This window comes from Kitasatospora cheerisanensis KCTC 2395 (assembly GCF_000696185.1).
GTDB classification, from domain to species: Bacteria; Actinomycetota; Actinomycetes; order Streptomycetales; family Streptomycetaceae; genus Kitasatospora; species Kitasatospora cheerisanensis.
In genome coordinates this window covers 7,305,645-7,324,972 of sequence record NZ_KK853997.1, presented here as the reverse complement: position 1 = coordinate 7,324,972, position 19,328 = coordinate 7,305,645, and the positions used below count along the sequence as shown (strand labels likewise).

Genomic DNA, 19,328 nt, shown 5'->3' with positions numbered 1-19,328 from the left:
GGGCCTTCACCCGTTCGGCGCGGCTCGCGCGCGGTCAGCGCCCGAGCGCGGGCAGCGCCCGGTTGACGGGCTCGCCGTGGACGAGCCGGCCGGGCGGCGGCAGTGCCGGGTAGACCTTGTCGACGGGCCGCAGCGCGGTGTTCGACGCCCCGCCGTCCTGGAACCCGGGCACGCCGCCGGGGATCGGGGCGCTGCCGGGCGTGGCGACGTCGCCCGGCAGGGGGGCGGCGCCGGGGTGGCGATGTCGCCGAGCTGGTCGTCGGCCGGGTCGGCCGGGACGTCCGCCTGGGGGCCGGCCTGGGGATCGTCGGCGGCGGGGCCGTGAGGGTCGTCGTGGTGGGTTCGACCGGACTGCCGACAGCGGCGGCGGTGGGGGCAAGGATGAGCGTCATAGCGGCGGCCGCGAGCAGTGCGGCGCCTCGGAAGTGCGGTGCCATGGGGGAGTTCCTCGTGTTCCCGGCCGGACGGCGCGCGCTGCGGCGGCGGCCCGGCTGCGATCGAAGGGGGTGATTGCCCGAAATCTAACCCTTCGCCGGATACTTCGTGCGGCCTCGCGCGGCTTTCCATTCCGACGGTCCAGCGCTTGCCCGCCGTCAGCGCCCCCCGACCGGCCCGCACTCGGTACCGGCCGGTAACCGGCCGGGCCTCCCCGGCGGACGGGCACGGCCGCCGACCGCCCCGGCCTCACCCCGCTCGCGCCCTCAACTCCGCCGCCCAACCCCGGACTTGCTCCGCGTCGTGCAGGTACGGTTCGCCGGCGCCGGAGCGCAGGTCGATGCCGTACAGCAGTTCCAGGCCCCGCCGGGACACCTCGTCCCACTCCAGCGCGTCGTCCAGCAGCCACCGCCCGGCCCACCGGTCCGCCGCGTCCCGGTCCGCCCGGCCGTCGGCGACGGCGTCCAGCCACGCCGCGATCTCCGCCGCGCCCGGCTGCGCCTCGCTCACGCGCCGGCCTCCGCCGCCTCCTGAGCGGCCATCACTTCGTCACCGTGCTCGAACGCCCAGGCCCCGAAGGCGTCGATCGGGGCGAGCAGGGTGCGGCCGAGCGCGGTCAGCCCGTACTCCACGCCGTGGCCCTGCGGCGCGCGCGCGACCAGCCCGTGGTACTGGAGGCGGCGCAGCGTCTCGGTCAGCACTTCGAGCTGATGCCGCCGATCCGCTCCCGCAACTCGACGGGGCGGCACGGGCCGTCGCGCAGCGCCCACAGCACCACGGCGTTCCAGGTGTTGGAGAGCAGGTCGAAGGCGAGGCGGGCCCGGCAGTCGGCGAGATAGGCATCGGTCACGTACCGAATGGTGCCCGACCGGCTCCCTACTGTCGAAGACAACGAACGCCGCACCAACCCCGCACGAAACGGAGCCGGTTGATGAATCCCCTGACCGTCGGCATTCTCGGAACGGGCGGGATGGCCGACGCCCTCGCCACCCGGTGGGCCCGCGCCGGCCACCGCCTCGCCATCGGCGGCCGGGACGCCGCCAAGGCCCGCCGGCTCGCCGGGAAGGTCGGCCACGGCGCCCGCCCGACCGGCCTGCGCGAGGCGGCGGAGTCCTCCGAGGTGGTGCTCGCGGCCCTCCCGTACGGCGCGGGCGCCGAGGTGGCCCGCGAACTGCGCGACGCCCTGGCCGGCCGCGTCCTGATCGACTGCGCCAACCCGGTCGGCCCCGGCTTCCGCCTCCTCACCGGGCAGGGGCCGTCCGCCGCCGAGCAGTTGGCGGCCGCCGCGCCCGGGGCCCGGGTCGTCAAGGCCTTCAACCTCTGCCACGAGAGCGTCTGGCGCCTGAACCCGCCGGTCTTCGACGGCCGCCCGCTCGCCGTCCCCCTCTGCGGCGACGACCCCGGAGCCCTGACCGTCACCGCCGAGCTGGTCCGCGCCCTCGGCTGCACCCCCGTCACCGCCGGCCCCCTCACCCACGCCCACCTGCTGGAGGCCACCGCCGCCCTCTACATCACCCTCTGGGTCGGCCAGAACGCCGACGTCCAGGCCCTCGCCCCGCCCCTCCCCCACGCCACCGGCTGACGCCGGGCCCGGCCCTGCCCCGGCGTTGAGCGTGACGGGGCCTCGGCTCGTGGGCCGTGGCCGGGGTGCCGTGGGTCAGGTGTCGGCTGCGGAGTCCGGGCCGGCTTGGCGCCGGCGCAGCTGTTCGTTGATGCGCAGGGCTTCTTCGAGCTGGTCCTCGAGGATGATGATGCGGCAGGCCGCTTCGATGGCGGTGCCCTGGTCGACCAGGTCGCGGGCGCGCATCGCGATGCGCAACTGGTAGCGGGAGTACCGGCGGTGGCCGCCCTCGGAGCGCAGGGGGGTGATCAGGCCCTGGTCGCCGAGGGACCGGAGGAAGCCGGGGGTGGTGCCGGTCATCGCGGCGGCACGGCCCATGGTGTAGGCGGGGTAGTCGTCGTCGTCGAAGGAGCTGACGGTGTCCGGGGTGTCGGGCTGGTCGGTCGTCGTAGTCACTGCACCTCTCTTGGTTCCCGAGGAACGCGTCGAGGGGCCCCGGCGCCGTGGCGGCTCCGGGGCCCCGAAGGGGAAACAACACCATCTACCGGCCTGGGCCGGGTTCCTTCTTCCGCCCTGTCCCGACTGAGGGGACCTGCGGGGATCGCTTCTGCGTGACCGGAAACCACCGTCCTCGTACTCATAGGGGGTCTGCGGTGTCCGCCCGGGTGAAAGGCATCACTGGCCGGGCGATCCTGATGGCGCTCAGTCCCTCCGTTCATCCTCATCAATGGACTGGTACTGCCAACTGCTGGTCCTGCGAACTCGTCCGGGCGGGACGCCCGCTGCCGGACTCCCGGCACGCGCGCCGCAGCCTGACGCCTTTGCCGGGATACCTCTGTACCGCGACTGCTGGTACCGCTCGGCGGCGGCCCCTGATGCCTGCGGGCCACCCGGCCCGGCCGTCGGCCCTGTCGCCTCACTGAACGATCTCTGGCTTCAGGGCCCCACAGCCGTGCCGTCCTGCGAACTTCTTCCCGCCAGTTCATGTCTGCCGGGCCAGTTCCTGACTGCGCTTACGCGAGAAACGCTAACCCGAGGACATGGCAATGTCTACTCCCGCGAGCACAGATTTTTCGGTGTCCGAGAGGAAGGTAATCTGCGCTCTGCAGGAGGACCCGGGGTGAGATGCGCGGACGCCGGGCCGGGGCGACGAGCAGCAGCGCGGACGGGAGGGCGACCGTTGGAAGAGCCGAAGGCCGCAGGCGGGGGGCGTACGTCCGACCCGCGCGAGCGGACCTCGCTGATGGCCGCCCTGGCCGAAGCCGTCCGCGACCGGGACGAGCGGAGCCTGCGCCGCCTGCTGGCCCGCTTCGCCGTGCAGGTCACCTTCGCCGACCTGCACGCCCTGCGGGACGCCCTCGACCCCCGACATCACCGCGGTCGGCACCCGGACCCCCCGTAGGGCGGCACTCGGCACAGTTCTAGTGTCTCGCCGCCAGCAGCTCCCGGGTGTACTCGGTGTGCGGCGCCTCGAACAACTGCTCCCGGTCGGTCAGTTCGACCAGTCGGCCGCGGTGCATCACGGCGACGCGGTCGCAGAAGTGGCGGACCACCGCGAGGTCGTGGGAGACGAACAGGAAGGCCACGCCGAGGCGTTCGCGCAGTTCCATCAGCAGGTTGAGGACCTGGGCCTGCACCGAGACGTCGAGTGCCGAGACCGGTTCGTCCGCGATGATCAGGCGCGGCTCGGGAGCCAGCGCCCGGGCGATGCCGATGCGTTGGCGCTGGCCGCCGGAGAATTCGTGCGGGTAGCGGTCGAGGTGGGCGGCGGGGAGGCCGACCTGGTCCAGGAGTTCGGCGGCGCGTTCCCGGCGCTGCGCGGCGTCGAGCGGGGTGTGCAGGCGCAGCGGGGTGTCGAGGGTCTGGGCGACGGTGCGGCGCGGGTTGAGCGAGGCGTACGGGTCCTGGAAGACCAGTTGGACCTCGCGGCTGAGCCGGCGGCGCAGCTCCCGGTCCGGGCGGGTGGCGTCCTGGCCGTCGTACCGGAGCCGTCCGCCGGTGGGGCGTTGCAGTCCGGCCAGCACGCGGGAGGTGGTGGACTTGCCGGAGCCGGACTCGCCGACCAGGCCGAGCGTCTCGCCGGGGGCGATCCGCAGGCCGACGCCGTCCACCGCCCGGACCGATTCGGCCCGGAGTGCGGGCAGGCGCCGGCGGCCGGGGAAGTGCACGGAGAGTTCCTCCGCCTCCATCAGCCACCGCTCGGGCCGCCCGGCCGCCTTCGGCCGGCGGGCGAACAGCCGAGCGGGTGACGGTTCGTCAACTGTGGGCAGGGCGCTGCCCGGTACCGAGTCGAGCCGCAGCGCCGCGCCGACCAGGGCGCGGGTGTAGGGGCGGCGCGGGGCGGCCAGCAGTTCGGCGGTCGGCGCGGACTCCACCTCGGCCCCGTCGCGCAGCACCAGGGTGCGGTCGGCCGTCCCCGCGACCACGCCGAGGTCGTGGCTGACCAGCAGCACCGCGGTGCCGTGCTCGCGCTGCAACTCGCCGAGCAGGTCGAGCACTTGGCGCTGCACCCGGGCATCGAGCGCGGTGGTCGGCTCGTCCGCGACCAGCAGCTGGGGGTCGTTCATCAGCGCCATCGCGATCATCACCCGCTGCCGCATGCCGCCGGAGAACTGGTGCGGGTGGTCGCGCAGCCGGGCGGCGGGGATGCCGACCCGGTCGAGCATCGCGGCGGCGCGCCGCCGGGCTTCGGCGCGGCCGGCCCGCGGGTGGTGCAGCCGGTAGGCCTCGGCGAGTTGGGCGCCGACGCCGTGGAAGGGGCTGAGCGAGGTGAGCGCGTCCTGGAAGACCAGGGCGGCCCGGGCTCCGCGCACCGCGCGCAGCTCGGACTCCGCGGCGCCCACCAACTCCCTTCCGGCCAGCCGGATCGAGCCGGTGACGCGGGTGGTGCGCGGGTCGTGCAGGCTGAGCAGGGCGAGTCCGACGGTGGACTTGCCGGAGCCCGACTCGCCCACCAGGCCGAGGACTTCACCCGCCGCGAGGTCGAAGGACAGTCCCCGTACGGCAGTTGTCGGGGCGCCGCCGCGCGGACCGGCGAACTCGACGGTCAAGTCCCGTACGCTGAGCACCGGTTCGGTCTCCGCGGCGTTTCGGGATTCCAGAGGCTTCATCGTTGCGGCTCCTATCGGCCCAGTCGGATGCGCGGGTCGAGCCAGGCCACCGCCAGGTCCGCCAGCGCGACGAACAGCACCACGAAGCAGGCGGCCAGCAGCACCGCGCCGACCACGGCCGGCAGGTCCTGCCCGGAGACCGCCTGGGCGGCGAACCGCCCGACGCCGTTCAGTCCGAACACGGTCTCGCTGATCACGGCTCCGCCGAGCAGCGCCCCGGCCTCCAGGCCGAGCAGTTGCACCAGCGGCCCGGCCGCCCCGCGCGAGGTGTACTTGAGGTGGGCGCGCAACCGCCCCAGGCCCTTGGCGCGGGCCGTGCGGACGTACTCCTCGTTCATCGTCTCCAGCAGCTGGGAGCGCGAGAGCCGGGCGAACACCGCCGAGTTGACGAAGCCGAGGACGAGCCAGGGCAGCAGCATCCCGCCCGCCCAGGCCGCCGGGTCCTCGGTCGGCGGGGTGTAGGAGGGCAGCGGCAGCAGGCCGGTCGAGTGGACCAGCCACCACTGGGCGAGGTAGCCGAGGAAGTAGATCTGCACGCTCGCGCCGACCAGGGTGAAGCCGGACAGCAGCCGGTCGGTGCGGCGGCCGTGCCGCAGCGCGGAGACGAACCCGGTGCCGAGGCCGAGGACCAGCAGGACGGCGAGCGCCCCGGCGGTCAGCGAGAGGGTGACCGGCAGGTGGTCGGCCAGCGCCTCGGCCACGGGCTGGTGCAGCCGGTACGAGTAGCCGAGGCAGGGGGCCGCGCAGTGGATGGCCGAGCCGTCCACGTCGTTGATGTCCCGTCCGGCGACGACGCCGGCCAGGTACTCGGTGTACTGGGTGAGCAGCGGCTGGTCGAGGCCCATGCTCTGGCGCACCGCCGCGATCTGGCCGCTGTCGCAGCGCGGGCCGCAGGCGGCCCGGGCCGGGTCGGCGGGCGCGGCGTAGAAGAGGGCGAAGGCGGCGGCGGAGACCGCGAGCAGGACGCCGAGCGCCTGGAGGGTCCGCCGCAGGACGAAGGTGAGCATGGCCGGTCCGGGGTCGACGTGACGGGGGATTCGGAGGGCGGGGGTCGCCCCGGTGCCCGCCGCTGGCGGCGGGCACCGGGCGAGGGGGTCAGGACTTGAGGTACAGCCAGGTCAGCCCGACCGCACCGTAGATGGGGTGGATGAACGCCCCGCCCACGTTGCTGCCGCGCAGCTGGTTGACGGTCGGGTAGGCGAGCGGCAGCACCGGCAGGTCCTTCATCACGGTCTGCTCCAGCGCGTACAGCTCCTTGGCCTTGGCGCGCGGCTCGCCGATCCGGTTGATCCGGTCGATCTCGCGGTCGACCTCGGGATTGCGGTAGCGCGCCGAGTTGATGTCGCTGCCGGCCCGGCCGTCGAAGGAGAACGGGATCAGCGTGGAGGGCGTCGGCCAGTCGACCGAGCTGGTCTCCTCGAACAGGTCGTACGGCGAGTCGGCCCGGTGCACCTCGTCCAGGAAGGCCTTCGGGTCGATCGGCTTGGGCACCACGGTGATGCCCGCCTTGCCGAAGCCGTCGACCAGCACCTGGGCGACGCGCTGCCCGTCCGGGGTGTTCCTGTACGCGTAGCTCAGGGTGCCCGGGGCCTGCTTCGCCTTGGCGAGCGCGGCCTTGGCGGCCTCCGGGTCGCCCTCGGGCCGGGCCGGGTTCAGGTCGTACTTCTGCCAGTCGAGCAGCGCGGGCGAGCTGAGCGTGCTGGCCAGTTCGCCGGTCCGGGAGCCGCCCTGGACCTGCCGGGCCTGCTGGCGCGGGTAGGCGAGGTTGAGCGCCCGGCGCACCTCGACGTCCGGCACCCGCTCGTTGTTGATCACCAGCTGGCTGACGAAGGCGCCGCGGCGGCCGGAGACCACCAGCTCCCCGGCCTTGGGGTCGGTGTCGGTGACCTGGTACAGCTCCGGGGAGAGCTCGTCGGAGGCGGTGGTGGCGTTGGCGCCGCCGTCGCGCCCGGACAGGATCTCCTGGTTGCCGTTGAGCGCCTCCTTGCCGTACGTGAAGACGAACCGGTCCGGGTACTGGTTGCGGATCGGGTCGGTCTCCGCCTTCCAGGCCGGGTTGCGCTCCAGCACCATGCGGGTGTTCTGGACGTGCTCGACGATCCGGTACGGGCCGGTGGCGAACGGCAGCCGGTCGTACTCCGTCCCGGTGTCCTTGTCCCGGCGCACCGGCGAGGAGGAGGACTGCGCGGCCATGTACGGCACGTCGGCCTGCGGCTGCGGGAAGTGGAACACCAGGGTGCGCGCGTCCGGGGTCTCGATCGCGGCCAGGCCCCCGGCCTGCGGGCCGGCGTACTTGGCGCGCGCCGCCTCGTAGTTGGGCTCGCCGGTGAGCCACTGCGGCCAGTACGGCGGGCCGACCTCGTAGCCCTTGCCGAAGGTGCGCTCGATGCCGTACTTGACGTCCTCGGAGGTGATCGGTTTGCCGTCCTCCCAGGCCACGCCCTCCTTGAGCCGGTAGGTCCAGGTCCGCCCCTCGTCGGTCGAGGTGCCGGTGTCGGTGGCCAGGTCGCCGACCAGCTTGGCCTTCCCGTCCACGACCTGGTACTGCGTCAGCTGACGGCCCCACAGCAGCGAGGCGTTGTAGGTGGCGCCCGCGTAGACCTTCTGCGGGTCCAGGTGGCGGAACTCGACGCTGTTGTACACGTTGACCGTGCCGCCCGGGCGGGCTCCGGGGACGGCCGGGGCGGGGCCGGCGCTGTCCTTCTCGGTGCCGAGCGCGGCGGTCAGCGGCGAGGTGTCCTTCGACGCGGCCCCGCCGGCGTGGCCGGTGCTGCCGGCACCGGCCGAGCAGGAGGTCGTCAGCAGGGCGGCGGCGATGACGGCGAGCGACGGTCTGGTCCAGCGCATGGCGAATGTCTCCTTGGCCCGAGCACGTCGGCGTCGGGGAGGGTTCGGATGGGTGATCGGTGAAGAAGTGGGCAGCGGGGCGCGGGGGTTCAGCGGGCGCGGCGCGGGTCCAGCGCGTCCCGGACGGCGTCGCCGAGCAGGTTGAAGGCCAGCACGAACAGCAGCAGTGCCACGCCCGGGAAGACCAGGTAGGTCGGGTCGGACCGGAACACCTCCGAGCCGCGCGAGATCATCCGCCCCCAGTCGGGGACGGGCTCGGTGACGCCGACGCCGAGGAACGACAGCGCGGCCTCGGAGGCGACGAAGGCCGGCACGGCCATGGTGGCGTGCACGAGCAGCTGGGAGCGGACGTTCGGCAGCAGCTCGCGGACCACGACGTGGAACCGGCTCGCGCCCTGCGCCCGGGCGGACTGCACGAAATCCCTTTCCCGGAGCGAGCGGACGGTGGCCCGGAGCGAAAGCGCGAGCGGAATCCATCCGAACGCGGAGAACACCAGGACCAGCACCAGGAACTGCATCCAATCCGGTTCCGCCGCATTCGGATCGACCAGCCGGGACTGGATCACCGGGCTGATCGCGAGCAGCAGGAGCAGTGTCGGAAAGGCCAGCAGCACATTGGCGAGGAACCCGAACAACCGGTCCGCGATACCGCCGAGATAGCCCACCGCGACGCCCGCCAGCACACCGAGCGCGGTGGTCACGCCCGCCGCGGCGAAAGCGATCAGCAGCGAGGTCCGGATGCCGTACAGCAACTGGGTCAGCACGTCCCGGCCGAGGCCCGGCTCCAGGCCGAACCAGAACTCGCCGGAGATCCCGCCGTTCGGCAGCATCGGCACGCCACCGTCACTGAGCAGGCCCGGAGTGTTCTGACCGTAGTGCTCGACCGGATTCTTCCCGTACAGCGCGGCAATCAGCGGCGCGGCCAGGGCCAGCAGCAGGAACAACAGGACGACGGCGAGAGCGGCAGCGCCGACCCGGTCGTGCACCACCCTGCGCAACAGGCTCGGTTCGGCGGGCCCGGGGACCGGGCCGGTGACTGCGACTGTGTCGAGCGCTGCCATGAGAGGCGTACTCCCCGAATTCTCCGCCGCCCCGTGGGTGAGGGTGCGCTGGTGGGCATTTCCGAATCGACTCCCGGGGGTTTCCCGGCTGCCGTTCGAGCGCCATCAGATCGGATCTCTCCGCCGTTCCGCAAATCCCCTTGCGGAACTCCTGCCGCATTCCTTCCGCCCTGTTTCCGGAATTGTGGCGGCTTCATTTCCCCGCAACACGGCCGTTGCAGAAGAACGGACATACCCCCTCGAACCGCACCGTCCGTTCCGCATACTGAGACGTCCGCCACAGCCCATGCCGCACCGGTGGCGGACCGTCAGGAGACGAGCTCCGTGTCGCGCCTCCGGCTCAGCTCACCGCCCCGGTCGATGCGAGCCCCACTCGCGGCTCGGCAACTGTCTCACCGCGCCGCCCCCGCTCGCCGTCGCGTCACCAACTCGTGCGCCGCGTCCGCGAATTCGGGGTAGGCGAAGGAGAAGCCGTCGGCCAGCAGCCGGCCCGGGACGACCCGGCGGCTCTTCAGCAGCAGTTCGGTGTCCGTCCGCAGGGCGAAGGCCCCGATCTCGGCCATCCACCGGGTCGCCGGCAGGCCCAGCGGCATCCGGTGGGCGCGGCGCAGCTCGCGGGCCAACTCCCCTTGCGGAAGCGGTTTCGGTGCGGCCAGGTTGACCGGGCCGGACACGTCCTCCCGGTCCACCAGGAAGCGCACCGCACGGACGAAGTCGTGCTCGTGGATCCACGAGACGTACTGCCGCCCGCCGCCGACGGAGCCGCCCAGGCCGAGCCGGGGCAGCCAGGACAGGATGTCGAACACGCCGCCCCGGTCCGGGCTGAGGACCATCGCCGTCCGCAGCGCGACCTTCCTGGTCGCCGGGGTGACGGCCTCCTGCTGGGCGGCCTCCCAGTTGCGGCCGATCCGGACGCTGTACTCCCAGTAGGCCGGGACGTCGGGTTCGCTGCCGCCGATCAGGCCGGTCGTCTCGTCGTTGGGGGCGTCGAAGCGGTGCGCGTAGACGGTCGCGGTGCTCATCTGGAGCCACACCCGGGCGGCCTGGCGGCAGCCGCGATGGCCGCGCCGATCACCCGGGTCGACTCCACCCGGGAGTCCATCATCTGCCGCAGGTTCTCCGGCGTGTAGCGGCAACTCACCGTCCGCCCGGCCAGGTTGATCACCGCGCCGGCGCCGTCCAGCTCCTCGGTCCACGGGCCGGGCGTCCTGCCGTCCCAGGCGACCTGCCCGGGCCGGGTGGGGGTGCGGGTGAGGAGGACCACCTCGTGCCCGTCCGCGCGCAGGGCGCGCTCCAGCATCGCTCCGACCTGCCCGGTCCCGCCGGGAATCACGAACTTCACGAGAAGGAACGTATACCGTCACACTGAACGCGTTCAATTCTTTCGGCTGTCCGATCGTGCTGGTATCCATGGCGCATGCAGACCGAACACCCGGACCCGGCCGAACTCGCCGTCCTCCGCGCCGCATTCGACGTCACCGACGACGGCGCGTCCGCGCTCGGCTGGGAGGCCGTGCACGCCTTCGAGGCCCGGCACGGCATCGTCCTTCCGGAGCCGTACCGCACCTTCGTCGCCGAGATCACCGACGGCTCCCACCTCGGCCCGCCGACCCGCGGCCTGACCGCGCTCGCCGACCTGCCCTCGGACTGGGGCGCGAACCGCCCCGAACGGGTACTCGCCGAGCCCTTCCCCCTCACCGAGCCCTGGTTCTGGGAGGACGACGAACCCGACGAGGACGAGGAGGAGGACGAAGGCGCCCTCGGCCCGGTCTTCCACCACGGCTCGATCGTCCTCGGCACCGACGGCTGCGGCATGTACTGGCACCTGATCGTCACCGGCCCGCACCGCGGCCACATCTGGTTCATCTGCGGCGAGGGCGCCCACCCGTACGGCGCACCCTTCGGCGGCACCACGGCCGCCCCGGGCTTCGCCGGCTGGGTCGCCCACTGGGCGGCGAACAAGGACTGGCACGACGCCGTGTCCTGACCTGCCCCGGTCCGTGCGCCCGCCGGCCCCCTCACCCACCCCGGCAACACCCGGAGCCGTCGCGCGAGGTCAGCCCGTCGCCCGGAGCGTGTCCTCCACCAGCCGGGCGGCCGCCAGCGGAAGGGCGAGCCGCTGCTCGGTCGGCATACCGGCGGCGGTCATCGCGGTGCGCAGCCTGCTGTACAGGGTGTGGAAGGTCAGGGCCTGGCCGGGGTCGGCGGTGCGGGCGGCCAGGGCCGGGGCCAACCCCCAGGTGAGCAGTGCCTGTTCGGCCTCCCCGTCCGCCGCCTGCCGTGCTCCCGTGCCCAGCTGCGGCGCACCCTCCGGGTCGGCGTCGGCGAGGACCTGCACCAGCCAGCCGGTCGGCCGGCAGAGCAGGGTGTCGAGCGCGCCGATCTTCGCCAAGTACGCGGCGGGGTGCGGGGTTTCGAGCTCGCGCACGCGCCCGGGCAGGGCGGGGTCGAACGGGGTCGCGTCCGGTCGGTAGGCGCAGGCCTGCTCGGTGACGGGGAGCAGGGAGCCGAGCAGCATCGCGGCGAACTGCTGGTGACGGTCACTCAGCCGGGCCAGCAGCCGGGCCGCCCGGTCCCCGGCCGGCGGATGCGTGTTGCCGCACCGGACGAAGAGCGCCCGCTCCGTGGAGTGCAGGGCGAGCATCGCGGTCAGGCTGCCCAGGACGGCGATCAGGCCCGCGAGTTCGGCCAGTTGCGGAACGCTCGCCAGGTCCCGTTCCAGGGCGCGGACGCTCGCCCGGTGGGCGAGCAGGTCGGCGTCGAGTTCCTGCTGCTGCGCGGCGGAGCAGACGGGCAGTCGCTCGTCGGGGGAGAATCCGCTGACGGCCCGGCCGTGCCCCAGGACGTGGTGGGCCAGTTCGTGGCCGAAGACGAACCTCGCGGCCTGGACGTTCAGCAGGGTCCGGATCTGCCCGCCGTCGCCGCCGACCCGCACGCCGAGCTTGCCGGACAGGCCGTAGACCCGCTGGTGGACGTGGTAGTAGCGCAGCAGCCCGGTCAGCACCTGCGGGTCCCTGGCGAACGCGCCGCGCCGGTGCGCCCCGGCGGCGCGCCACAGTCGTCGCAGCACGCCGCCCTCGGCGAGCCGGGCGAGGCTGCCCGCGGCCGCCGCGGCGTACACGTCGGCCGCGGTGAGGACCGCATCGGAGACCATCACCAGTCCGGAGCCGTCGGCGAACGGGCGCAGCCGGGCGGATGCGTCGTCCTGGAGTGTGAAGGTCGCCACCACGCCTGCGAGTTGGGCGGGCGCGGTGCCGAGTTCGGCGAGGGCCGAGGTCAGGTCGTCGGTGAGCTGCTCGGCGAGGGCGGTCACCGGGTCCTGGTGGTCGGCCCACTCGGAGCCGAGGAAGCCGCTCATCGCCCCGTCGAGGTCGGCCCGCCCGCGGGCATCGCCCAGGGCGTCCAACTCCTCACGCATGGAAGCGAGTTGCTGTTGCCGGTCGGGCGCCACCAGGAGGCGGTGGCGCTCGGCCATGGTCGGTTCGGTCACAGTCCGGCCGGGCGTTGACACAGAAGGTGCCGAGACCGATGCGGGCCACCAGGACGGCCAGCACGGCCGAGTTGACCGCGCCCGTGACCGCCGAATCCCCTTCGAGGCCCTGGAGGACCCCGTAGATGCCGGCGGCGTCGAGCAGCCGGTCCGAGGAGGTGGTGCCCAACAGGCCCTGCAGGCGCGGGTCGTGGCAGATCCGCCGCTGGAGTTCGCGGTGCTTGTTGGTGAACCACTCCCGGCCGAACCGCCGGTGCTCCTCCTCGTCCTCCGGGGAGAGCCCGGGGCCGTCGCCGAGCAGTGCGGCCCCGATCAGCTCGTACAGTTCGTCGTCGCTCTTGTCCCAGTACGCCTCGACCGTCACGGTCTGCCCCTCTCTGCGCTCCTGCCGACGGTCTCCCCACCCGGCGATCCGGCAAACCGGCAGTAACCCACCTTCGCAGCAATGCGCTTGACGGGGCCGCGAGACAGGCCGGATCCTCCGACACAGCTACGGGAGGATCCGATGACCACTGCCCGACCCGCCGCCGACGATCCGGCACTCGCCCGCGCGGTGCGCGGCGGCGACCCCGAGCGGGTTCACGCCCTGATCCTGGCGGGCGCCGATCCCGAGGCCGTCGACGAACACGGAACTCCCCTGCTGTTCCTCGCCGTTGACGCGTTCGACGAGACGATGGCGGACACCCTGCTCCAGTGGGGAGCCCGTCCGGACCGCCCCGACGCGCTGGGCCGCACGCCCCTGCACCGGTCGATCGAACTGGGCGCCCTCGACCTCGTCCGACTCCTCGTCGCTCAGGGCGCCGCGATGTGGCTCCCCGACGGCGAGGGCCGCGACGCGCTGACGCTGGCACGCCACTGGCACGGGGTGGATCTCCGCACCGAGCTGTACCACCGCACCGGCCGCCCGGGCCCGGTCCTGCACCGGACCGTCCGCTCCTCCATCGGGTCGACCTGCGAGGAACTCTCCCTGGACGACGCGGTGTTCAGGACGGGCCATTCGGCGATCCTGACCTGGCTCGAACCGAAGTACGGCACCGTCACCCCCTTCGAAGGCCTGCTCGCACGCGCGCTCGCCGAGGCCGACCCGGAGCACGAGGTGTGGTGCGAGTCGGTCTTCGTCCTCTCCGCCCGCCGCGACGACCCGGAGACCTGGCGGAAGGCCGCCGCGCTGCGCGAGAGCCCCGACCCGCTCCAGCGCTGCTTCGGCGCCGAGGTGGTCCGGCTCCTCGTCCTCTTCGACGAGCGTGAGGACTGTTCGAGCGAGGGCGGGCTGATCGACCTGTTCCTGACCTGGGTGGCGGTCGAACCCGACCCGCGCGTCACCCACGTGCTCGCCACCGGCCTCGCCGAGACCGGCGATCCCCGCTGCGACGCCACGCTCCGCACCCTCGCCCGCCACCCCGACGCCCGGGTCCGAATCTCCGCGGTCATCGGCCTCTCCGCCCCCGTCCGCCGCGGCGACGCCCGGCCCTCGCCACCGCCGTCGCCCTCACCGCCGACCCCGACCCCACGGTCCGTCAGCACGCCTGCCGCACCCTCGCCGCAGCCCGCCCCACGCCCCGGCCGCCGCCGACGCCCTCGCCGCCCTCCTCGCCGACCCCGACCACACCGTCCGCATCGAGGCCGCCGCCCGCCTCGCCCTCCGCAACGACCCCCGCGGCGACGCGACCTTGAACACCCTCGGCCCGCTCGACGAGTCCTCCCCCGCCTGCTGGCTCCTCGAAGAGGTCGCCTGCCACCGCCTCCGCCGGCACGGCCCCTGACCGGCCCCTTCCGAACCGGGTCCGCGACACGGCACCGGATCCGCGCTACCGCACAGGGTCACGCCGGCCTCCCCACCCGTGAGCCCGTCACCCGCCACCCGGTCGCACCCACGGCGCGTGGCGCTCCCCCGGGCCCAACTCCCCTCGCCAGTACCGGTACACCAGCCCCTGGACGATGCGCACCCCGCCCGCGGCGATCAGTCCGTCGAACGGCTCGGCGCCGCCCGCGTCCGCGGTGAACGCCACGAGCACGGGCGGGGCCTCGCCGAGTCGCCCGCGGACGCGGGCCGTCTCGGCGGGCGTCGGGTCGCGGAAGACCGGATCGTGGAAGGCAGCCGGACAGACCACCAACTCCGGCTCGTCGAAGTGCAGTTCCAGCAGGTGGTGGTACGTCAGGTCATGGCCCGCCGCCAGCACCAGCCGGCCCGGATCCCAGCAGACCACGTCCCAGTCCCACCACGAACCCGCCGGCAATCCGAGCATGCTCTGCCGTCACCCGTCGAGCAGCGCGGCCAGGTACCGTTCGGCGTCCGCCGCGAGTTCCGCGCGGCCCGGCGGGTGCGCGTGGCCGCTGCCCGCCGTCCCGTTGAACAGGACGCCCTCGCACCAGCGCACCAGGCGTCGCGCGTCGGCGGTCGGCCCGGCCGAGCCGCACGCGCGCAGCAGCCGCACCGCGACGTCCAGGAAGCCCGCCCCCAACCGGTCGTAGACGGAGCGGAGTTCGGGCCGCCGCGCCGCTTCGAGCGCCAGCTCGATCCGGGCCACCGTCAACGTCCGCCCGGTCGTCAGCGCCTGCTCCAGGCCGTCGGCGACCACCGCGATCAGCATCCGCCGCGCCGCGCGCCGGTCGCCGACCGGGACGTCCGGGACGTCGCCCACCACCGCCGCGGACTCCACCTCGGCGATCCGCACCAACGCCAGCTCCAGCAGCGCGGAGCGCGTCCGCGCCAGGTTCGAGGTCGACCCGACGGGCAGGCCGGCCGCCTCGTCCACCGCCCGATGGGTCAGTCCGCGCAGGCCGCGCTCCGCGATCACGGCTACGGCGGCATCGGCGATTCGGGTCGGGCGCGGCACACTCATGGCCCGATCATCCCGCGCCGGAGCTCCACCACCCAAAACGCCGCCCCACCCGACACCCCACCCGGCAAGCCGACGGTCCGTCAGCACGCGACTACCGTCGGCAGCATGAACGAGACCCCGCCGGCCGCCCGACGCCCGCAGGCACTGCCCGGTACGCCGCTGCCCTGGACCTCGGTCTGGTACGCGGCGTACGGGTCGAACATGCATGCCGTCCGTCTCGGCTGCTACATCGCCGGCGGCCGCCCGCCCGGTTGCGGCCGGACGTACCCGGGCTGCCGCGACCGCACCCTGCCCGCGCGGACGGTGCCGCTGCTGCTGCCGGGCACCCTCTACTTCGCGTTCGAGTCGCTGACCTGGGGCGGCGCCATGGGCCTCTACGATCCGGCCCCGGCCGGCGAGATGCCGGCCCGGGCGTACCTGGTGACGGCCGGGCAGTTCGCCGACATCGCCGCCCAGGAGATGCACCGCGAGCCGGGCATCGACCTCGACCTCGGCCGCGCGGTGACCACCGGTCGGGACCGGCTGGGGCCGGGCCGCTACGAGACCCTCGTCTGCGCGGGGACGCTGGACGGCATCCCGGTGCTCACGTTCACCTGCCCGTGGACGCTCGCGGACGCCGAGCTGAACCCGCCCACCCCGGCCTACCTGGCCAACTTCGCCAGCGGCCTGGCCGAGTCCCACGGCTGGACCCTCGAACAGTCCGCCGCCTACCTGGCCACCCGTCCGGGCGCGGCCGGGCACTGGAGCCCGGCCACCGTCGTGGAGACCCTCGCCGCCCTCTGAGGCCCGGACGCACCCGACCACCGCAACTACATCCGTAGTACGCTCGGCCACGGCACTCGACACTACGTCTGTAGTCCCACCGGCCGATCGGAGTCCCGCCATGCCCTCCGCGTCACCTTCCGCTCCTCAACCCGCCGCGCACCCCGCGCTCGTTCTGGGCGGCGGCATCGGCGGCCTCGCCGCCGCCCTCGCCCTGCACCGTCGCGGCATCCCGGTCACCGTCCACGAGCGCGCCGCGAGCCTCGAACCGGTCGGTGCGGGCCTGGCCCTCGCCCCGAACGCGCTGCGGGCGCTGGACCTTCTCGGGGTCGGCGCGCGCCTGCGCGCCCTCGCCGTGCGGCACCCGGCGGTGGGCCTGCGCCGTCCGTCCGGCCGCTGGCTGGCCCGGACCGACACCGACGCGGTGCAACGGCACTTCGGCGACCCAGTGTTGGCGGTGGCCCGCGCCGAACTGATCGCCGCACTGGTGGACGCCCTCCCGCCCGGCACCGTCCGCACCGGTTCCCCCGCCGCCCTCGCCGACCCGGGCGACGCCGCCACCCCGGCCCTGGTCGAAACGGTGGACGGGCCGGTCCCGGCCTCGCTGGTGGTCGCCGCCGACGGCATCCGCTCGGCCGCCCGCAGCGACCTCTTCCCCCGTCACCCGGGCCCGCGCTACTCCGGGTTCACCACCTGGCGGACCGTCATCGACTCCCCGGACCGCCCGCCGGCCGCCGTCGGCGAGATCTGGGGCCGCGGCGCCCTGGCCGGCATCGTGCCGCTCGCCGCCGGGCGGGTGTACGTGTACGCGGCCGCCCTCGCCCCGGCGGGGCAGCGCGCCGCCGACGGTGACGAGCACGCGGAGCTCCTGCGCCGGTACGGCAGTTGGTGCGCCCCGCTGCCGGAACTGCTGAGCCGCACCGACGCCTCCCGGGTGCTGCGGCACGACGTGTGGGAGCTCACCGACCCGCTCCCCGCGTTCCACCGCGGCCGGGTCGCACTGCTCGGCGACGCGGCGCACGCGATGTCCCCGTTCCAGGGGCAGGGCGCCTGCCAGGCCATCGAGGACGCGGTCGTGCTCGCCGCCGCGATGCCGCCCCGGCGCTCCGGATCCGACCCGGTCTCGGCCCTGCCCGGCTACTCGGCCGCCCGCCTCCCCCGCACCTCCCGCATCGTCGCGGGCTCCCGCAGCATCAGCCGCCTGGTCGCCGTCCGCAGCGGCCCCGGCACCCTCCTGCGTGACACCGCCCTCGCCCTCGCCGGCCGCCTGCCCGACCGCTTCCTCCTCGACCGCTCCGCCCCCACCTACACCTGGCAGCCACCCACCATCCCCGACCGGCGCAACTGACGCCCCGTCAGCCGCCGAACGCGCCGATCGCCGCCCGGACCAGCCCCGCCAGGGCGCGGGAGGTGGAACCCGGGGCCCAGGCCAGCACCGAGGTGACGGGCGGGGCGTCGAGCACCGGGACGACGGCGACGTCGGGGCGCAGCTGGCTCCGGCTGGAGTCCGGCAGGACGGCGAACGTCCGCCCCAGGGCGACCAGTTGGCCGAGCTGGGAGTGGTCGTGGATCTCCGGCCCGGCGCCCTCGGGGAAGCTGCCGTCGTGGCGCGGGAAGCGCGGCGCGGGCAGACCTGGCAGCTCGGCGAGTTCGGCCATCCGCACGGTGCTGCGGGCGGCCAGCGGGTGGCCGGCGGGGAGCAGCGCGACCTGGCCCTCGGTGTGCAGTTCCTCGCTGTCGAGGCCGGCGGTGGAGTTGAACGGCACGTGCAGCAGCGCCGCGTCCACCTCGCCCGCGCGCAGCAGCCGTTCCTGCTCGCCGACCCGGCACAGCCGCAGGTCGACCGGCACCGGGTCCGGCCCGGCGGCGTACGCGTCGAGCAGCACCGCCAGCAGGTCGGTGGACGCGCCGGCCTTCGAGGCCAGCACGAGTCCGGGCGGGCGGCCGGCCCGGCGGGTGCGGGCCTCGGCGGCGGCGACCGCCGCCAGCGCGGTGCGGCCCTCGTGCAGGAGCACCTGCCCGGCGTCGGTCAGCGCCACGCCGCGGCTGTCGCGTTCCAGCAGGACGGTGCCGAGCCGCCGCTCCAGTTGGGCGATGGCCCGGGACAGCGGCGGCTGCGCCATCCCGAGCCGGCGAGCGGCCCGTCCGAAGTGCAACTCCTCGGCGACGGCCACGAAATAGCGCAATTCCCGGGTCTCCACCCGCCCCAGCCTACGGTGATACCGCTGCGGTATCGCCGCCCACCCGATCGGTCCTGGCCACCACCGGGTGCCCGGCCGGACGATGGCGGCATGAACGAGAACACGAACGGGCGGACGGTCGCGCTGGTGACCGGCGCGAACAAGGGCATCGGGTACGAGATCGCGGCGGGCCTCGGCGCGCTGGGCTGGCTGGTCGGCGTCGGCGCCCGGGACGAGCGGCGCCGCACGGACGCGGTGGCGGCGCTGCGGGCCCGGGGCGCGGACGCCTTCGGGGTGCCGCTGGACGTCACCGACGACGCCTCCGCGGCGGCGGCCGCGAAACTGCTGGACGAGCGCTTCGGACGGCTCGACGTGCTGGTGAACAACGCGGCGGTCACGGGCGGCATACCGCAGGAGCCGACCGTCGTGGACCTGGCGGAGGTGCGGGCGGTGCTGGAGACCAACGTGCTCGGGGTGATCCGGGTGACCAACGCCGTCCTGCCGCTGCTGCGCCGCTCGGCCGCCCCACGGGTCGTCAACATGTCCAGCGCGGTGGGCTCGTTGGCGATGCAGTCCGAACCGGACGCCTTCACCGGGCCGATCTCGGCCGCGTACGCGCCGTCGAAGACCCTGCTGAACGCCGTCACCGTGCAGTACGCCAAGGAGCTGCGCGACACCGGCATCCTGTTCAACCTGGCCTGCCCGGGCTACTGCGACACCGACCTGAACGGCCACAGCGGTCCCCGAACTCCCGTCCAGGGCGCGGCGATCGCCGTCGAGCTGGCCACGCTGCCGGACGACGGGCCGAGCGGCCGGTTCTTCAACGAGGACGGCCCGCTCCCCTGGTGACGGACCGCCATTGACGGCTTGACGGTGAGCATGCGATCTTGCCGTCCGGCCGGGGCACTCCTCGGTCCACCGACCAGCGAGGGGGGCCTCACCATGCACCCGAACACCGACCGCCCGAACCGCGCCGACCGCCCGAGCCGCGCCGAAACCGACAGCGGCCGCACCGCGCGCCCGAAGAACGACGCCGTCC

At 74.1% G+C, this 19,328-nt stretch carries 18 protein-coding genes and 3 pseudogenes; 7 read left to right on the top strand and 14 right to left on the bottom strand.

Annotated features, from left to right (window positions below; all coding sequences use genetic code 11):
* Nucleotides 1-34: 34 nt before the first annotated feature.
* The 3 genes and pseudogenes from KCH_RS41900 to KCH_RS32985 form a co-directional block, all read right to left on the bottom strand.
* Nucleotides 35-172, bottom strand: a complete 138-nt coding sequence (locus KCH_RS41900) for a hypothetical protein (protein ID WP_157032292.1) — start codon at nt 170-172, stop codon at nt 35-37.
* A gap of 512 nt (nt 173-684) precedes the next feature.
* A complete protein-coding gene (locus KCH_RS32990) occupies nt 685-945 on the bottom strand; it encodes a hypothetical protein (protein WP_035869292.1) in 261 nt (86 codons plus the stop codon).
* Nucleotides 942-1,294: pseudogene (locus KCH_RS32985) on the bottom strand (winged helix-turn-helix transcriptional regulator). The gene KCH_RS32990 and the pseudogene KCH_RS32985 overlap by 4 nt, the downstream one beginning before the upstream one ends.
* An 81-nt stretch (nt 1,295-1,375) precedes the next feature.
* On the opposite strand from KCH_RS32985, the gene KCH_RS32980 reads away from it, so the two are divergent.
* Nucleotides 1,376-2,017, top strand: a complete 642-nt coding sequence (locus tag KCH_RS32980) for an NADPH-dependent F420 reductase (RefSeq protein WP_035874871.1) — start codon at nt 1,376-1,378, stop codon at nt 2,015-2,017.
* Between the two features lie 75 nt (nt 2,018-2,092).
* On the opposite strand, the gene KCH_RS32975 is transcribed toward KCH_RS32980, so the two are convergent.
* Complete coding sequence (locus KCH_RS32975; protein WP_035869290.1) at nt 2,093-2,452, bottom strand: MerR family transcriptional regulator; 360 nt, start codon at nt 2,450-2,452, stop codon at nt 2,093-2,095.
* 724 nt (nt 2,453-3,176) lie between these two features.
* On the opposite strand from KCH_RS32975, the gene KCH_RS41895 reads away from it, so the two are divergent.
* Nucleotides 3,177-3,398, top strand: a complete 222-nt coding sequence (locus tag KCH_RS41895; protein ID WP_157032291.1) for a hypothetical protein — start codon at nt 3,177-3,179, stop codon at nt 3,396-3,398.
* A gap of 19 nt (nt 3,399-3,417) precedes the next feature.
* Here the strand turns inward: KCH_RS41895 and KCH_RS32970 are convergent, their stop codons facing one another.
* The 5 genes and pseudogenes from KCH_RS32970 to KCH_RS32950 form a co-directional block, all read right to left on the bottom strand.
* The gene (locus KCH_RS32970) at nt 3,418-5,106 is read right to left on the bottom strand and encodes a dipeptide ABC transporter ATP-binding protein (RefSeq protein WP_051653712.1); all 1,689 of its coding nucleotides are present in this window, start codon (nt 5,104-5,106) and stop codon (nt 3,418-3,420) included.
* Nucleotides 5,107-5,117: 11 nt separating this feature from the next.
* A complete protein-coding gene (locus KCH_RS32965; protein ID WP_035869286.1) occupies nt 5,118-6,113 on the bottom strand; it encodes an ABC transporter permease in 996 nt (331 codons plus the stop codon).
* 88 nt (nt 6,114-6,201) lie between these two features.
* Nucleotides 6,202-7,953, bottom strand: coding sequence for an ABC transporter substrate-binding protein (locus KCH_RS32960; RefSeq protein WP_051653711.1), 1,752 nt, complete (start codon nt 7,951-7,953; stop codon nt 6,202-6,204).
* An 89-nt stretch (nt 7,954-8,042) separates the two neighbouring features.
* Entirely contained in the window at nt 8,043-9,014 is a 972-nt protein-coding gene (locus tag KCH_RS32955) for an ABC transporter permease (RefSeq protein WP_084224061.1), read from the bottom strand.
* 392 nt (nt 9,015-9,406) lie between these two features.
* A pseudogene (locus KCH_RS32950) lies at nt 9,407-10,356 on the bottom strand (TIGR01777 family oxidoreductase).
* A 75-nt stretch (nt 10,357-10,431) separates the two neighbouring features.
* Here KCH_RS32950 and KCH_RS32945 point away from each other — a divergent pair.
* Nucleotides 10,432-11,001 carry an SMI1/KNR4 family protein gene (locus tag KCH_RS32945; protein ID WP_035869283.1) on the top strand — a complete coding sequence of 190 codons (570 nt, stop codon included), beginning with the start codon at nt 10,432-10,434 and terminating at the stop codon, nt 10,999-11,001.
* Nucleotides 11,002-11,070: 69 nt separating this feature from the next.
* Here KCH_RS32945 and KCH_RS32940 read toward each other — a convergent pair whose 3' ends face one another.
* Complete coding sequence (locus tag KCH_RS32940) at nt 11,071-12,432, bottom strand: M48 family metalloprotease (protein WP_157032290.1); 1,362 nt, start codon at nt 12,430-12,432, stop codon at nt 11,071-11,073.
* Nucleotides 12,425-12,868, bottom strand: coding sequence for a hypothetical protein (locus tag KCH_RS32935; RefSeq protein ID WP_035869275.1), 444 nt, complete (start codon nt 12,866-12,868; stop codon nt 12,425-12,427). The genes KCH_RS32940 and KCH_RS32935 overlap by 8 nt, the downstream gene beginning before the upstream one ends.
* Before the next feature lie 81 nt (nt 12,869-12,949).
* On the opposite strand from KCH_RS32935, the pseudogene KCH_RS47490 reads away from it, so the two are divergent.
* A pseudogene (locus tag KCH_RS47490) lies at nt 12,950-13,273 on the top strand (ankyrin repeat domain-containing protein); the annotation flags it as partial.
* Between the two features lie 1,081 nt (nt 13,274-14,354).
* Here the strand turns inward: KCH_RS47490 and KCH_RS45385 are convergent.
* Both KCH_RS45385 and KCH_RS32910 read right to left on the bottom strand, forming a co-directional pair.
* Nucleotides 14,355-14,750, bottom strand: coding sequence for a hypothetical protein (locus KCH_RS45385; RefSeq protein ID WP_167573925.1), 396 nt, complete (start codon nt 14,748-14,750; stop codon nt 14,355-14,357).
* Nucleotides 14,751-14,759: 9 nt separating this feature from the next.
* Nucleotides 14,760-15,347, bottom strand: coding sequence for a TetR/AcrR family transcriptional regulator (locus tag KCH_RS32910; protein ID WP_035869263.1), 588 nt, complete (start codon nt 15,345-15,347; stop codon nt 14,760-14,762).
* Between the two features lie 105 nt (nt 15,348-15,452).
* Between KCH_RS32910 and KCH_RS32905 the strand changes: the two genes are divergently transcribed.
* Together KCH_RS32905 and KCH_RS32900 are read left to right on the top strand one after the other, a co-directional pair.
* Complete coding sequence (locus tag KCH_RS32905) at nt 15,453-16,130, top strand: hypothetical protein (RefSeq protein WP_035869260.1); 678 nt, start codon at nt 15,453-15,455, stop codon at nt 16,128-16,130.
* Nucleotides 16,131-16,230: 100 nt separating this feature from the next.
* On the top strand, nt 16,231-17,457 hold the full coding sequence (locus KCH_RS32900) for an FAD-dependent monooxygenase (RefSeq protein WP_051653709.1): 1,227 nt from the start codon (nt 16,231-16,233) through the stop codon (nt 17,455-17,457).
* A gap of 7 nt (nt 17,458-17,464) precedes the next feature.
* On the opposite strand, the gene KCH_RS32895 is transcribed toward KCH_RS32900, so the two are convergent.
* Nucleotides 17,465-18,310: a LysR family transcriptional regulator gene (locus KCH_RS32895; protein ID WP_035869258.1), complete on the bottom strand. Its 846-nt coding sequence runs from the start codon at nt 18,308-18,310 to the stop codon at nt 17,465-17,467.
* Between the two features lie 90 nt (nt 18,311-18,400).
* Here KCH_RS32895 and KCH_RS32890 point away from each other — a divergent pair, with 90 nt between their 5' ends.
* Nucleotides 18,401-19,138 carry an SDR family NAD(P)-dependent oxidoreductase gene (locus KCH_RS32890; protein WP_035869256.1) on the top strand — a complete coding sequence of 246 codons (738 nt, stop codon included), beginning with the start codon at nt 18,401-18,403 and terminating at the stop codon, nt 19,136-19,138.
* Nucleotides 19,139-19,328 lie beyond the last annotated feature (190 nt).